The 12974-nt window shown below is 71.3% G+C and carries 13 protein-coding genes; 4 read left to right on the top strand and 9 right to left on the bottom strand.

The features are described from left to right. Positions 1-20: 20 nt before the first annotated feature. The 3 genes from KF708C_RS23715 to KF708C_RS23705 are packed head-to-tail and all read right to left on the bottom strand — an operon-like array spanning position 21 to position 3293. Positions 21-2084 carry a sensor histidine kinase gene (locus tag KF708C_RS23715; protein ID WP_059413490.1) on the bottom strand — a complete coding sequence of 688 codons (2064 nt, stop codon included), beginning with the start codon at positions 2082-2084 and terminating at the stop codon, positions 21-23. Beyond that, a complete protein-coding gene (locus KF708C_RS23710; protein WP_059413489.1) occupies positions 2081-2356 on the bottom strand; it encodes a PP0621 family protein in 276 nt (91 codons plus the stop codon). The genes KF708C_RS23715 and KF708C_RS23710 overlap by 4 nt, the downstream gene beginning before the upstream one ends. Before the next feature lie 7 nt (positions 2357-2363). Beyond that, positions 2364-3293 (bottom strand): cytochrome C assembly family protein, encoded by a 930-nt coding sequence (locus KF708C_RS23705; protein WP_059413488.1) that lies wholly within the window; start codon positions 3291-3293, stop codon positions 2364-2366. A 161-nt stretch (positions 3294-3454) separates the two neighbouring features. On the opposite strand from KF708C_RS23705, the gene ffh reads away from it, so the two are divergent. Both ffh and KF708C_RS23695 read left to right on the top strand, forming a co-directional pair. Next, positions 3455-4849 (top strand): signal recognition particle protein, encoded by a 1395-nt coding sequence (ffh, locus tag KF708C_RS23700; RefSeq protein WP_020205803.1) that lies wholly within the window; start codon positions 3455-3457, stop codon positions 4847-4849. Positions 4850-4932: 83 nt separating this feature from the next. After that, positions 4933-5475 carry a hypoxanthine-guanine phosphoribosyltransferase gene (locus tag KF708C_RS23695; RefSeq protein ID WP_020205802.1) on the top strand — a complete coding sequence of 181 codons (543 nt, stop codon included), beginning with the start codon at positions 4933-4935 and terminating at the stop codon, positions 5473-5475. Here the strand turns inward: KF708C_RS23695 and KF708C_RS23690 are convergent. The 6 genes from KF708C_RS23690 to KF708C_RS23665 form a co-directional block, all read right to left on the bottom strand. Continuing rightward, a complete protein-coding gene (locus KF708C_RS23690) occupies positions 5459-6079 on the bottom strand; it encodes a LysE family translocator (RefSeq protein WP_082079761.1) in 621 nt (206 codons plus the stop codon). The genes KF708C_RS23695 and KF708C_RS23690 overlap by 17 nt on opposite strands. Positions 6080-6226: 147 nt before the next feature. Then, positions 6227-6958: a LysE family translocator gene (locus KF708C_RS23685; protein ID WP_059413486.1), complete on the bottom strand. Its 732-nt coding sequence runs from the start codon at positions 6956-6958 to the stop codon at positions 6227-6229. Between the two features lie 85 nt (positions 6959-7043). Next, positions 7044-7877: a helix-turn-helix domain-containing protein gene (locus KF708C_RS23680; RefSeq protein ID WP_197090418.1), complete on the bottom strand. Its 834-nt coding sequence runs from the start codon at positions 7875-7877 to the stop codon at positions 7044-7046. Beyond that, positions 7874-8848: a 2OG-Fe(II) oxygenase gene (locus tag KF708C_RS23675; protein WP_059413484.1), complete on the bottom strand. Its 975-nt coding sequence runs from the start codon at positions 8846-8848 to the stop codon at positions 7874-7876. The genes KF708C_RS23680 and KF708C_RS23675 overlap by 4 nt, the downstream gene beginning before the upstream one ends. Further along, on the bottom strand, positions 8845-9612 hold the full coding sequence (locus tag KF708C_RS23670) for a lytic transglycosylase domain-containing protein (protein ID WP_020205797.1): 768 nt from the start codon (positions 9610-9612) through the stop codon (positions 8845-8847). Before KF708C_RS23670 ends, KF708C_RS23675 begins: the two co-directional genes overlap by 4 nt. 4 nt (positions 9613-9616) lie before the next feature. Further along, the gene (locus KF708C_RS23665; RefSeq protein ID WP_059413483.1) at positions 9617-11338 is read right to left on the bottom strand and encodes a proline--tRNA ligase; all 1722 of its coding nucleotides are present in this window, start codon (positions 11336-11338) and stop codon (positions 9617-9619) included. Between the two features lie 184 nt (positions 11339-11522). Between KF708C_RS23665 and KF708C_RS23660 the strand changes: the two genes are divergently transcribed. Then, on the top strand, positions 11523-12209 hold the full coding sequence (locus KF708C_RS23660) for an RNA pyrophosphohydrolase (RefSeq protein WP_059413482.1): 687 nt from the start codon (positions 11523-11525) through the stop codon (positions 12207-12209). Continuing rightward, entirely contained in the window at positions 12202-12840 is a 639-nt protein-coding gene (locus tag KF708C_RS23655) for a CNP1-like family protein (protein WP_059413481.1), read from the top strand. Before KF708C_RS23660 ends, KF708C_RS23655 begins: the two co-directional genes overlap by 8 nt. Positions 12841-12974 lie beyond the last annotated feature (134 nt).

Below are 12974 nucleotides of genomic sequence, written 5' to 3'. Positions count from 1 at the left end.
GTGAGGCGGGCGGGAAGCGGTCAGCCGCCGGCTTGGTCCGGCGCATGGATGCGCAGGGTCAGCACGAAGGCCTTGGCCGGCAGTGTATCGCGTGACGCCGGGGCCAGCATGCCGGTGCGCGCCAGCAGCGCGTCGAGCGAGATGGTGCCGTAGCGCACCTGGGCATCGTTGGCGCCGCACAGCTCGCGCGCCATGAACAGGCCCAGGCCGGTGCCCTGCGCGTTGCTGGTGAAGAACGGCTCGAACAGCGTGCGCTGGTGCTCGCGCGAGACCTCCACGCCGTCGTTCCACACGATCAGCTCGGCATGGTGCTGGTCCAGCGCGTGGGCCAGCAGGCGGATCGCACCGGGCAGGCGGCTGCAGTAGCGCCATGCGTTGTCGAGCAGGTTGCCCAGCACCTGCTGCAGCTGCGACGAGTCGAAGATGACCGGGCGCGCCACGTCCACCGTGAGCCGCACCGCGTTGGCGTTGATCTCGGCCGGGCGCGGCATGCGGCTCGCGCCCATCGGGTCGTGGGTGGCGGAGCGCGCGCGCATCTCCAGCCGCCAGCGGTCGACGATCTCGGGCAGCGCCTGGTTCAGGTCCACCACGGTGCGCTCGGTGCGCGGGCGGCGCGACATCTGCAGCACGTCCGACACCACCTGGTCGAGCCGCTGCACGTTGTCGTGGATGATGCGCAGCAGGCGCGCGTCGATGTCGCCGTCGGGGCGCCCGCGCCCGGTCTCGGACAGCAGCTCGCTGGCCTGGCTGATGGCCGCCAGCGGATTGCGGATCTGGTGCGCCACGCTGGCCACCAGCCGGCCCATCGCCGCCAGCTTTTCCTGCTGCACCTGCTCGGCGATGCGCTCCCAGCTTTCGATGTGGACCAGCACGGTGTCGCGCATCTCGCTGCGCAGCAGGGCTTCGTCCTCGGGCCGCCAGGCCATCGCCTCGTTCTGGGCGATGGCCAGGCGCAGGCGCGCCGCCGCCTCGGGCGTGAGCTCGTTCCAGGTGGCGGTGTCCATCGCCTGCTGCGCGCTCAGCGACACCGACAGCGACGAGGCGAAGGTCGAGCGCAGGCTGGCCAGGCCCGGCAGCAGGAAGCGCAGGCGCAGGCGCGTGTGCAGGATCGGGCCGCGCCCCGAGGACGGCCGCGACGGCAACGGCAGCAACTGCAGGATGCGCGGCGCGTCGTCCTTGCTGCGCACCCAGTCGCGCAGCATCTCCATGAGCGGCTGCAGGCGCGGGATCTGGCGCAGGTCGAACAGCGCGTCGCGCCCGGTGCCGGGCGTGGTGACGGCCTTGCCGCGCTCAGCCGGCTGCACGCCGAGCAGCACCACCGCGGCCGGGTTGGCGGCCACCACGGCGCCGTTGGCGCGCAGCAGCATGACGCCGTCCTGCATGTCGTTGACCATCAGCCGGTTGACCAACTGCTGCAGGCGCAGCTCCTGCTCGCGCGCCAGCGCCAGGCGCTCCTGCGCGAGCTGGCGGTTGGCCAGCAGGTACATCAGCGAGGCCGCGATCATGAACACCAGGCCGTACAGCCCGGAGCCGAGCAGGCCGGCATCGGCCCGGTGCAGCAGCAGGGTCTGCGCGAACGGGCTGCTCATCACCACCAGCGCCGAGACCGCGGCGGTGGACAGCGCGAACAGCAGGCTGGTGAGCGCGCCGGCCTGCAGCGCCGGCAGCAGGAAGATCATGGCCATGCCTTCGCTGCGGTAGCCGTGGGCGTGGAAGATCAGGCCCAGCAGCAGCAGGTCGGCCAGCACCTGCATGTGCACGCGCAGGTGGAAGCCGCGCCGCCACCACAGCGCGGCGGCGGTCATGGCGAGCGCCATCAGCGCATAGGGCACCGCCAGCGGCAGCGCGGCCTGGGCCTGCCCGAGCGCCTGCGCCAGCCGCTCGGTCTCGCCGCGCTGCGCCGGCAGCCAGGCGTAGCCGAGCAGCAGCGCGGCCACGGCCAGGCGCGCCCAGCAGAAATAGCGCAGCAGGCGCCAGTGGAATTCAGGCGGCTCGGGCCGCCGCCACAGCGCGGCGACGGCGCCCCAGGCGCCGGAGCGGGCCGGCGGGCGCGACGGCGCGGGCGGTGGCGCGGCCCCCTTCATGCGGCGGGATTGTCCGCGTCGCTGTCCGGCGGCAGATGCGCGCGCCGGCAATAGTGCAGGCCGCGGTAGGCGATGGCCTCGCCGCGCGGCAGGTGCACGGCGCAGCGCGCGCATTGCACCATCGGCTCCTGCGGCGCGGGCTGCGGTTGGGATTGGGGGCGGGGCCGGGGCGGGCGCGCGTCGCGCTCGCCGGCCTGGCGCGCCTCGGCGCGCTGGCGCAGCCACCAGAAGAAGCCCAGCAACACGGCCAGGACGAGGACGATGCGTGCCATGCGGGACTCAGAACCGGTGCAGGATGACTTCGATGACGAAGCGGCTGCCTACGTAGGCCAGCAGCAGGATGCCGAACGACGCGATCACCCAGCGCAAGGCCGTGCGCCCGCGCCAGCCGTAGAAGCTGCGCCCGGCCAGGATGCCGGCGAACATCAGCCACGACAGCAGCGCGAACACGGTCTTGTGGTCCAGCCGGAACGCGCGTCCGAACAGCTGCTCGGAGAACAGCAGGCCCGACAGGATGGTCAGGGTCAGCAGCACGAACCCCGCGCCGATCAGGCGGAACAGCAGCTTCTCCAGCGTCAGCAGCGGCGGCAGCAGGTCCAGCCAGCGGCCCACCCACTGCGCCGGCGCCGCGCCCGCGCCGGCCTGCGGCGAGCGGTTGAAGCCGTGCAGGCGGCGCTCGGCCAGCAGCATCAGGAAGGCGTGGAAGGCGGCCAGCGTGAACAGCCCGTAGGCCACGTTGGCGATGACGAAGTGCAGCTTGAACAGCGGCGCGGCGGCGTAGCCGAGGATCTGCGCGCCGGGGAAGGCCAGCGGGATCAGGCTGGCCAGCAGCGCCACCGGGAACACGATCAGCCCGAGCCCGGCCAGCGAGAAGAAGAAGCTCTCGATCCAGTAGATGCCCACGCCCAGCCACAGCATGGCCGACAGCGCGAAGGCGAAGCCGAACATCATGCGGTCGGCCGGGAAGATGGTCTCGTGCAGCAGCAGGCCGTGGCTGGCCAGCGCGGCCAGCATCAGCACATGCCACCAGGCCGGGCGCCCCTCGCCGCGCGTGCCGCCGCCGCCCTGCAGCAGCACGGTGGCGGTGGTGCCGCCCACGCCGGCGCCGGCGGCACCGGCAGCCGCGAGCTGCGGATTGCGCGTCGCCCAGCCGTGAAAGGCCAGGCCGCAATAGAGAAGTGCCGTCAAGGCATACAGTACAATGGCCATTTGCACAGTTTACCCTAGCGCCCCCGCCCCGGTGGCGCCGCGCTCGAGCCGCCCCCGAGCCGCGCGTGAGCCTGGCCCCGGAACCTGCGCCCGGCCTCGCGAGACGCCGGCCCGGTGCCGCCCGGGCCCCCAAACAAGCCCTACCCCCGGACTTCTCTGCCATGCTGGACAATCTCACTCAACGCCTGGCGCGGGTCGTCAAGACCATGCGCGGCGAGGCTCGCCTGACCGAAGCCAATACCGCCGAAATGCTGCGCGAGGTGCGCCTGGCCATGCTCGAGGCCGACGTGGCCCTGCCGGTGGTGCGCGAATTCATCGCCCGCGTGAAGGAAAAGGCGCTGGGCGAGGACGTGGTGTCCAGCCTCACCCCCGGCCAGGCGCTGGTGGGCGTGGTGCAGCGCGAGCTGACCGCCGTCATCGGCGGCGAGGAAAGCCTCACCGCCGGCGACAAGAGCGGCGAGCTGAACCTGGCCGTGCAGCCGCCCGCCATCATCCTGATGGCCGGCCTGCAGGGCGCCGGCAAGACCACCACCGTGGGCAAGCTGGCCAAGTGGCTCAAGGAAAACAAGAAGAAGAAAGTGCTGACGGTGTCGTGCGACGTGTACCGCCCCGCCGCCATCGCCCAGCTCAAGACCGTGTCCGAGCAGGTCGGCGCCGACTTCTTCCCCTCCCAGCCGGACCAGAAGCCGGTGGACATTGCCCGCGCGGCGGTGGACTGGGCGCGCAAGCACTACCACGACGTGCTGATCGTCGACACGGCCGGGCGCCTGGGCATCGACGAGGCGATGATGCAGGAGATCGCCGCGCTGCACGCCGAGCTCAAGCCCGCCGAAACCCTGTTCGTGGTCGACGCCATGCTGGGCCAGGACGCGGTCAACACCGCGCGCGCGTTCCACGACGCGCTGCCGCTGACCGGCGTGGTGCTGACCAAGCTCGACGGCGATGCGCGCGGCGGCGCGGCGCTGTCGGTGCGCCACATCACCGGCCGGCCGATCAAGTTCGTCGGCGTGGGCGAGAAGCTCGACGGCCTCGAGCCGTTCTACCCCGAGCGCATGGCCCAGCGCATCCTGGGCATGGGCGACATCCTCGCGCTGGTCGAGGAAGCCCAGCGCGGCGTGGACATGGAAGCGGCCGAGAAGCTGGCCAAGAAGATCAAGAAGACCGGCGGCTTCGACCTCGAGGACTTCAAGACCCAGATCGGCCAGATGAAGAAGATGGGCGGCCTGGGCAGCCTGGTGGACAAGCTGCCGGCGCAGTTCGCCCAGCAGGCCCAGGGCGCCAACATGGACGTGGCGGAAAAGCAGGTGCGCCGCATGGAAGGCATCATCAACAGCATGACCGCCGCCGAGCGCGCCAAGCCCGAGCTGATCAAGGCCAGCCGCAAGCGCCGCATCGCGGCCGGCGCCGGCGTGCCGGTGCAGGAGGTCAACCGCCTGCTCAACCAGTTCGACCAGATGCAGGGCATGATGAAGAAGCTCAAGGGCGGCGGCATGATGAAGATGATGCGCTCGATGGGCGCCATGAAGGGCGGCATGAAAGGCCTCTTCAACCGCTGAGCCAAACCCGGGCCGACCGCCGGGACCATCGCAAGGCCCCCGCGCGGCCACCGACAAAGACAGTCTGAGACAGGATCGACATCATGATGAGCGCCGAACAGGCCCGCGAGCTGTGGGCCAACTCCGAGGAAATCGTCAGCGCGCAGGCGGTGCAGGACTCGCTGGACCGCATGGCCGCCGAGATCACGGCCAAGATGGGCGACACCTTCCCGCTGGTGCTGTCCGTGATGGGCGGCGCGGTGGTCTTCACCGGCATGCTGCTGCCCAAGCTGGCGTTCCCGCTGGAGTTCGACTACATCCACCTCTCGCGCTACAACAACAAGACCGTGGGCGGCGAGATGCAGTGGCGCGTGGCGCCGCGCGAGTCCGTCAAGGACCGCACGGTGCTGGTGCTCGACGACATCCTCGACGAAGGCGAGACGATGGCGGCGATCCGCCAGCGCATCCTGGACATGGGCGCCACCGGCGTCTACGCCGCGGTGCTGTGCGAAAAGGTGCTGCAAAAGCCCAAGCCCATGCACCCGGACTTCTGCGGCTTCACGGTGCCGGAGCGCTACGTCTTCGGCTGCGGCATGGACGCGCACGGCTACTGGCGCAACCTGCCCGCGATCAGGGCCTTGCGCTGAGGATCGGCCACAGCGAGGCCAGCAGCAGCAGCGCCATCGCCACGTTGAACACGCGCAGCACGCGCGGCTGCGCCAGCCAGCGCCGCAGCGCCGAGCCGAACACCGCCCACATCGCCACGCTGGGCAGGTTGATCACCGCGAACACGCCGGCCAGCAGCAGCACGTTGAGCCACACGTTGCCGTGCAGCACGTAGGTGCTGCACGCGCCCACCGCCATCACCCACGCCTTCGGGTTGACCCACTGGAACGCCGCGGCCGGCAGGAAGCCCATCGGCTGCGCCACCTGGCGCTCCTGCACGCCGCCCGAGCTGGCCAGCTGCCACGCCAGCCAGGCGAGATAAAGCGCCGCCACCACGCGCAGCACCGTCCAGGTCCACGGCAGCGCGGCGAACAGCGAGCCCAGCCCGAGCCCGACCACCGCCACCATCACGGCGAAGCCCAGGCTGATGCCGAGGATGTGCGGCACCGTGCGCGCAAAGCCGAAATTGACGCCCGAGGCGAGCACCATCGTGTTGTTGGGGCCGGGCGTGATCGACGACACGAGGGCGAACGCAGAGAACGCGGCGAACACGCCGGATCCGGCAACGAGCTGGGGAACTGCCATGACTGACTCCATCGGGGGCGGACAACGAGGCAGCCCAGTCTAGCCGAGCACGCCAGTACAGTACCGGTACGGTCAGCCGGAAAACTGGCGGTACGGCCTCCGCCAGTCGCGGCCCGCGCGGCAGGCCGGCACCCCGCGACGCGCCGCCTAGAAACGCCCTGCCTGCAACGCGGCCGCCGCCACCCACAGCGCGATGCCCCACAACACCAGCCCGGTGACGCGCTCCACGCCGCGCACCGAACGCGCGAAGCGCGCGCGCACCGGCGGCAGGCGCACGCCCCAGGCCACCAGCAGGTCCCAGCCGAAGACCACGGCGAACATCCACAGGCCGTAGCCGAGCTGCGCCGCGGCCGGCGTGCGGCGGCCGGCCAGCACCGAGAACAGGCTGGCATAGAACAGCGCGTTCTTCGGGTTGAGCACGGCCGACAGGAAGCCGGCGACGAGCTGCGCCGCGCAGCCGCCGCCCGGCGTTGGCCGGCCGCCGCCGTTGTCGCCGTTGTCGCCGTTGTCGCCGTTGTCGCTCTCGTCGCTCTCGTCGCTCTCGTCGCTCTCGTCGCTCTCGCCGGGCAGCGCGGTTTCCCCGCTGGCCGACAGCAGGCGCCAGCCCAGCCACGCCAGGTACAGGCAGCCGCCCCACTGCAGCAGCGCCAGCACGCCGTGGCTGGCGCGCGTGGCGGCCAGCCCGGCCAGCGCGGCGCCGATGAACACCCCGTTGCCGAGCGCGATGCCCAGGCAGACGGCGGCGGCGCGGCGCGCGCCGAGCACCAGCGAGCTGCGCACCACCAGGAAGAAGTCGGGCCCCGGGCTGAGCAGCGCGAGGAAATGCGCGCCCGCCACCATGGCGAATTGGCCGAAGCCGGATGCCGCGAATGAGTCCATGCCAGTCCTTTCGTGTCGAGCACGAAGTCTGGCCGGCGTGGCGGGCGGCGGTATTGGAGAAAATTGCGGCGCGCGGCCGCGCGGCTCAGCCGGCGCGGCGCTGGAACCCGCGCGGCGTGAGCGCGACGCGCTGCTTGAAGGCGCGCTGGAAATGGCTCTGGTCGGAGAAGCCCAGGTCCTGGGCGACGTCGGCCGGGGCGCCGCCCGCGCGCAGCAGATGGCGCGCATGGTTGATGCGCAGGTCGAGCTGGTAGGCGTGCGGCGTCATGCCGGTCTCGGCGCGGAACGCGCGGATCAGCTGGTAGCGGCTCATGCCGGCGGCGCGCGCCATCTCGGCCAGCGGCAGCGGCTCGGCATGGCGCTCGCGCAGCGTCGCCACGACGCGGGCGAGCCGCGCGCGGCCGGCCGGCGGGCGCGGCGCGCGCACGGTCTGGCGCGGGTCCGCGTCGCCCAGCAGCGCGGCGAGGAAGGCGGCCAGCGCGGCCGCCTTGCACGCGCACGGCGCCGCCGAGAACAGCAGGCGGTTGAGCGCGCACAGCGCGGCGTAGGTGTCGGCCGCGCTGGTGATGCGCACGCGCGCGAGCGCGGCCGGCGCCGCCGCGCCGCGCGCGGCCAGCGCCGCGGCCGCCCACGCCGCGTCGACATGCAGCATCTGGTAGCTCCAGCGCCGGTCCGGCTCCGGGTTGCATGCGTGCACCTGCCCGGCGGGGATCACCACCACGTCGCCGGGCGACAGCCGCACCGCGCCGGCTTCGGTGCTGAACAGGCTGTGGCCGCCGTCGACCGCGCCCACCGACAGCGTGGGATGGGTGTGCGGCAGATAGGCCGCGCCGCTGTCGCTGGCGCAGCGGCTCTCGACGAAGGGCATGGCCGGGTCGAACCAGTAGCGACCGGGCCGGCCCGGCTGGACGGGTGTCATCCGGTGCGGTAGGGCCGCTCGCGCAGCCACTTGGTGGCGATCCACTTCTCGCCCTGCTCGACCGGCAGGCCGGCGTGCAGCGTGCGTTCGTCGAGCGTGCCGTCGGACTTGCGGTAGCTGAAATAGACCGCGTTGCCCTTGACCGGCGCCACTTCGAGGCCGAGCTTGGGAAAGGCGGTGGCGCCGCCGGCCGGCGGGCTGTTGAGGTAGATCACCACGGTGGCCACGCGCTGCCCGCCCACGCGGAGCTGGCGCGCCTCGCCGGGGCGCAGCGGATTGAAGAAATCGTAGTGCGGCTGGTATTCGCCGCCGGGCTTGTAGTTGAGGATCTGCAGGCCCTCGCCGCGGTCGGCGGCGATGCCGGTGACGCTGGCGATGCAGTCCTCGATGCGCTCGATCAGCGGATGCTCGCCGACCTGGAACATCGCGCCCATGCTGGTGCGCGCGTCGATCAGGTTCTCGTCGCCGGTGTCCGGGTTGATGACCGGCGAGCGCGCCAGGCGGCCGCGCGCGAGCGCCACCAGGGCGTCGCATTCGTCGCCGGTCAGCAGTTGCTGGAACAGCACCACGCGCGGCGCGGCCAGCGCGAACAGGATGGGGATGTCGCGCCCGGCATGGTGCGCGGCGTTGCGCGCCGGGAAGCCGGTGGCGTGGCCGCGCGCCGTGGCGGGCGACGCCGGGCCGCCGGCTTCCCGGGCGGCACCGGCAATCCCGGCGGCGCCAGCGGTGTTCGCGCCGCCCGCGTCGGCCTCATCGCCCTCGGCCGGGCCGCGCATGGCGGCCAGCGCCGCGCCGACCGTGGCGCGCGCGAAGCCGGCGTCGTAGCCCGACTGGCACATCGACTGCACCAGCGCCTCGGCGTTGAAGCCCTGCCCGATATGGCGCCGCAGCCAGCGCTCCAGGTCCGGCGAGGAACTGGCGTAGCCGGCCTTGCCGGAACCGCCGCCCGCGGGGCCGCCGGGCGTGCTCATGAGGGATTGGCCAGCCGCTGCGGCGAGAACGGGTTGCGCGACGGCGCCTCGGGCGGCAGCACGCGCGCGCGCGCGGCGGCGGGATCGGGGTCGCCGGCCACCGTGACGCTGGCCTCGGAATACTGCCAGCGCTTCCACGCCGCCAGCACCGCGTTGGGATACTCGGGCCGGCCGCGGCTGCCGTTGTAGCGCCCCAGCGCCAGGAACAGGTCGCCCTGCTCGCGGTCCAGGTAGTAGCGCAGGATGGTGCAGCCGTAGCGCAGGTTGCTCTGCAGGTGGAACAGCTTGCGCGCGTCGCCGTCGCCGATGCTGCGCGACCAGAACGGCATCACCTGCATCAGGCCGCGCGCGCCGGCGCCGCTGATGGCGTACTTGCGGAAATTGCTCTCGACCTGCACCAGCCCGAGCACCAGCGCGGGCTCCAGGCCGGCGCGCTTGGCCTCGTAGTAGGCGGTCTCGATCAGCTCGATGCGCACCTGCGGCTCGGGGATGCGCGCGGCCAGCCGGTGCGACATCTCCTCCAGCCATTTCACGTAGGCGAGCTGCTCGCCGCCGGTGGCGAAGGCCGGGCGCAGCGGCCGGCTGTCCGCGATGGCGGCGGCCAGCGCGCCGCGCACGGAATCGGCGAGGTCTTCTTCCTTCTGCGCGCCCGCGTGCGCGGCCGCGCTCAGCGCCAGCAGCAGGCCGGCGCCGGCGCGCGCCAGGCGCGCGCCCAGGCTCAGGCGGTGGCGGCTTGCACCGGCGCGTCTGCCCGCGGCGCGCATGGGCTCAGGCGGTCAGCAGGCCGCGCACGTGGCCGACCACGTCGGCCACCGGCAGTTGCGTGGCCTCGGCATCGCGCCGGCCCTGGTACTCCACGCGGCCTTCCTTGAGGCCGCGGTCGCCCACCACCACGCGGTGCGGCACGCCGATCAGCTCCCAGTCGGCGAACATCGCGCCGGGGCGCTCGCCGCGGTCGTCCAGGATCACGTCGACGCCGGCCGCCAGCAGCTCGGCGTGGATGCGGTCGGCCTCGGCCTTGACCGCGTCCGAGCGATCGTAGCCGACCGGGCAGATCACCACCGCGAACGGGGCGATGGCCGCCGGCCAGATGATGCCGCGCTCGTCGAAGTTCTGCTCGATGGCGGCGCCCAGGATGCGCGTGACGCCGATGCCGTAGCAGCCCATCTGCATGGGCTGGGTCTTGCCGTTCTCGTCGAGGAAGGTGGCGCCCATCGACTCCGAATAGCGCGTGCCGAGCATGAACACGTGGCCCACCTCGATGCCGCGGCAGATTTCCAGCACGCCCTTGCCATCCGGCGAGGCGTCGCCCGCCACCACGTTGCGCAGGTCGGCCACGGCCGGCTCGGGCAGGTCGCGGCCCCAGTTCACGCCGGTCAGGTGGTAGTCCTTCTGGTTGGCGCCGCAGACGAAGTCGCTCATGTTGGCCACGGTGCGGTCGGCCACCACCTTGACGGGCTTCTTCGTGCCGATCGGGCCCAGGTAGCCGGGCGGCGTGCCGAAGGTCTCGACGATCTCGGCCTCGCTGGCGAAGCGGAACTCGGCCAGGCCGGGCACCTTGGAGGCCTTGACCTCGTTGAGCTCGTGGTCGCCGCGCAGCAGCAGCAGCCAGATCTGCGCGCCGGCCTCGCCGTCGGTGGCCAGCACGATCGACTTGACCGTGCGCGCCAGCGGGATGCCCAGCAGCTCGGCGACCTGCTCGCACTTGGCCTTGCCCGGCGTGGGCGTGTTCACCAGCGCCTCGGCCGGCGCGGCGCGCCCGGCCAGCAGCGGCAGGGCTTCGGCCGCCTCCATGTTGGCGGCGTAGTCCGAGGTCGGGCAATAGACGATGGCGTCCTCGCCGGTATCGGCGATCACGTGGAACTCGTGCGAACCCGAGCCGCCGATGGCGCCGTTGTCCGCCGCCACGGCGCGGAATTCCAAGCCGAAACGCTCGAAGATGCGCACGTAGGCGTTGAACATCTTGTCGTAGGACACCTTGAGGCCGGCCACGTCGCGATCGAACGAGTAGGCGTCCTTCATGGTGAACTCGCGCCCGCGCATGATGCCGAAGCGCGGCCGGCGCTCGTCGCGGAACTTGGTCTGGATCTGGTAGAAATTGACCGGCAGCTGCTTGTAGCTGCGGATTTCGCTGCGGGCGATGTCGGTGACGACCTCCTCGGAGGTCGGCTGCACGGCGAAGTCGCGCTCGTGGCGGTCCTTCAGGCGCAGCAGCTCGGGGCCCATCTTGTCCCAGCGGCCGGTTTCCTGCCACAGCTCGGCGGGCTGGATCACCGGCATCGACAGCTCGACCGCGCCGGCGCGGTTCATTTCCTCGCGCACGATGTTTTCCACCTTGCGGATGACCCGCAGGCCCACCGGCATGTAGTTGTAGATGCCGGCGCCGAGCTTCTTGATCATGCCGGCGCGCGTCATCAGCTTGTGCGAGACGATTTCCGCGTCGGAAGGGGCTTCCTTGAGGGTGGAAATGAAGAATTGCGAGGCTTTCATCCGTTGCTTTCTCGTAAGGCCATGCCCGTCCCGCGGAGCGCGGGCGGGGACTGGCGCGAATTCGTGGCGCGCGCGTGCCTGAAACAGCGCTTTTCGCTCGGGGAAAACCAGCATCCCGTTGCACAAGCCGCATTACGCGCTTCCTTTATAATCGACGTAATTCTAAAGGATTCGAGGTGCAGTCATGCTCGATCGTGAAGGCTTTCGCCCGAACGTCGGCATCATCCTCATCAACGCACGGAACGAGGTGTTCTGGGGCAAGCGCATCGGCGAGCATTCATGGCAGTTTCCACAGGGCGGCATCAAATACGGCGAAACGCCGGAACAGGCGATGTACCGCGAGCTACATGAAGAAGTCGGTCTGCTGCCCGAGCACGTCAGGATCGTCGGTCGCACGCGCGACTGGCTGCGTTACGAGGTGCCGGACAAGTTCATCCGCCGCGAGATCCGCGGCCATTACCGGGGGCAGAAGCAGATCTGGTTCCTGTTGCGCATGGCGGGCCGCGATTGCGACATCCGCCTGCGCGCCACCGACCATCCGGAGTTCGATGCCTGGCGCTGGAGCCACTACTGGGTACCGCTCGATGCCGTCATCGAGTTCAAGCGCGAGGTGTACCAGCTCGCGCTGAACGAGTTGTCGCGCTTCCTGCAGCGCAATGCGCGCGCGCCGCTGAGCCCCTACGGGACCCACGGCGCGCACGGCAGGCACGCCGCGGCACGCCCCGCGGGCCGTGGCGCGCCGGACGAACACGCCGGGACCGACGGCCGCCTCGCGCACGAGCCGCAGGGCCCGTGCGACGAGCAGGCCGGCGATCACGGCCCAACACCGCCGGCCATGCCGGCGTCCACAGAACGGAGTACCGATGATTGAATCCGCCGGCCGGGGCTTTCGCTCCCGGCTGACCGCCGCCTGCCTGCTGGCGGCAACCCTTTCCCTGGGCCTGGCCGGCTGCGGCAGCACCAAGCCGAACTACACCCAGGTCGACACCCCGGACGAAGACGCCGAGGACTACACGCCCAAGAAGGAATCGAGCCTGTTCGCGCCGCTGTTCGGGCCGCGCGAGTTCAACGAGGCGGCGACGCCGCTGCCCGCGCTGCCGCAGGACGCCGACCTGATCCCGTTCGAGGTCAGCCCCACCGGCAACTTCGACTTCGCCGTGGACGCCAAGTCGGTCGTGGTCGGCAAGGACGGCGCGGTGCGCTACACGGTGGTGATCCGCGGCCCGGGCGGCACGCGCACCAGCAGCTTCGAAGGCTTCCGCTGCGATTCCTACGAGCGCAAGCTGTTCGCCACGCTGCCCAAGGGCGCCAAGGAATGGGTGCGCAACGGCAGCGACGACCGCGACGGCTGGATCCGCGTGGTCAAGGGCACGCGCAACAACTACGCCAACGCGCTCGCCACCGACTTCCTCTGCGAGGGCCGCGGGGCGGCCGGCACGGCGGAGGAGATCGTCCGGCAGATGCGCGGGGACGCGCCGCGCAAGAGCCTGTTCTCGCGCTGAGCGGCAGCGGGCGGCAGCGGGCCGCGAGCTACTGACAGACAGCATCGGCTTGCCGCTTGTGTTCTCCCCTCTCCCGCGCGCGGGAGAGGGGAGCAAACCTTCGATGATCGGAGGTTGCCGGCGAACAAAAAGGC

The sequence above is a fragment of the Cupriavidus basilensis genome (assembly GCF_000876015.1).
GTDB lineage: Bacteria > Pseudomonadota > Gammaproteobacteria > Burkholderiales > Burkholderiaceae > Cupriavidus > Cupriavidus basilensis_B.
This window is presented reverse-complemented; position numbering and strand designations above follow the sequence as displayed.

What these genes read in the sequence shown, in the direction of transcription:
- KF708C_RS23715 (WP_059413490.1), bottom strand. Translation starts at nt 2,084, where the DNA reads ATGAAGGGGGCCGCGCCACCGCCCGCGCCGTCGCGCCCGCCGGCCCGC.
- KF708C_RS23710 (WP_059413489.1), bottom strand. Translation starts at nt 2,356, where the DNA reads ATGGCACGCATCGTCCTCGTCCTGGCCGTGTTGCTGGGCTTCTTCTGG.
- KF708C_RS23705 (WP_059413488.1), bottom strand. Translation starts at nt 3,293, where the DNA reads ATGGCCATTGTACTGTATGCCTTGACGGCACTTCTCTATTGCGGCCTG.
- ffh (WP_020205803.1), top strand. Translation starts at nt 3,455, where the DNA reads ATGCTGGACAATCTCACTCAACGCCTGGCGCGGGTCGTCAAGACCATG.
- KF708C_RS23695 (WP_020205802.1), top strand. Translation starts at nt 4,933, where the DNA reads ATGATGAGCGCCGAACAGGCCCGCGAGCTGTGGGCCAACTCCGAGGAA.
- KF708C_RS23690 (WP_082079761.1), bottom strand. Translation starts at nt 6,079, where the DNA reads ATGGCAGTTCCCCAGCTCGTTGCCGGATCCGGCGTGTTCGCCGCGTTC.
- KF708C_RS23685 (WP_059413486.1), bottom strand. Translation starts at nt 6,958, where the DNA reads ATGGACTCATTCGCGGCATCCGGCTTCGGCCAATTCGCCATGGTGGCG.
- KF708C_RS23680 (WP_197090418.1), bottom strand. Translation starts at nt 7,877, where the DNA reads ATGACACCCGTCCAGCCGGGCCGGCCCGGTCGCTACTGGTTCGACCCG.
- KF708C_RS23675 (WP_059413484.1), bottom strand. Translation starts at nt 8,848, where the DNA reads ATGAGCACGCCCGGCGGCCCCGCGGGCGGCGGTTCCGGCAAGGCCGGC.
- KF708C_RS23670 (WP_020205797.1), bottom strand. Translation starts at nt 9,612, where the DNA reads ATGCGCGCCGCGGGCAGACGCGCCGGTGCAAGCCGCCACCGCCTGAGC.
- KF708C_RS23665 (WP_059413483.1), bottom strand. Translation starts at nt 11,338, where the DNA reads ATGAAAGCCTCGCAATTCTTCATTTCCACCCTCAAGGAAGCCCCTTCC.
- KF708C_RS23660 (WP_059413482.1), top strand. Translation starts at nt 11,523, where the DNA reads ATGCTCGATCGTGAAGGCTTTCGCCCGAACGTCGGCATCATCCTCATC.
- KF708C_RS23655 (WP_059413481.1), top strand. Translation starts at nt 12,202, where the DNA reads ATGATTGAATCCGCCGGCCGGGGCTTTCGCTCCCGGCTGACCGCCGCC.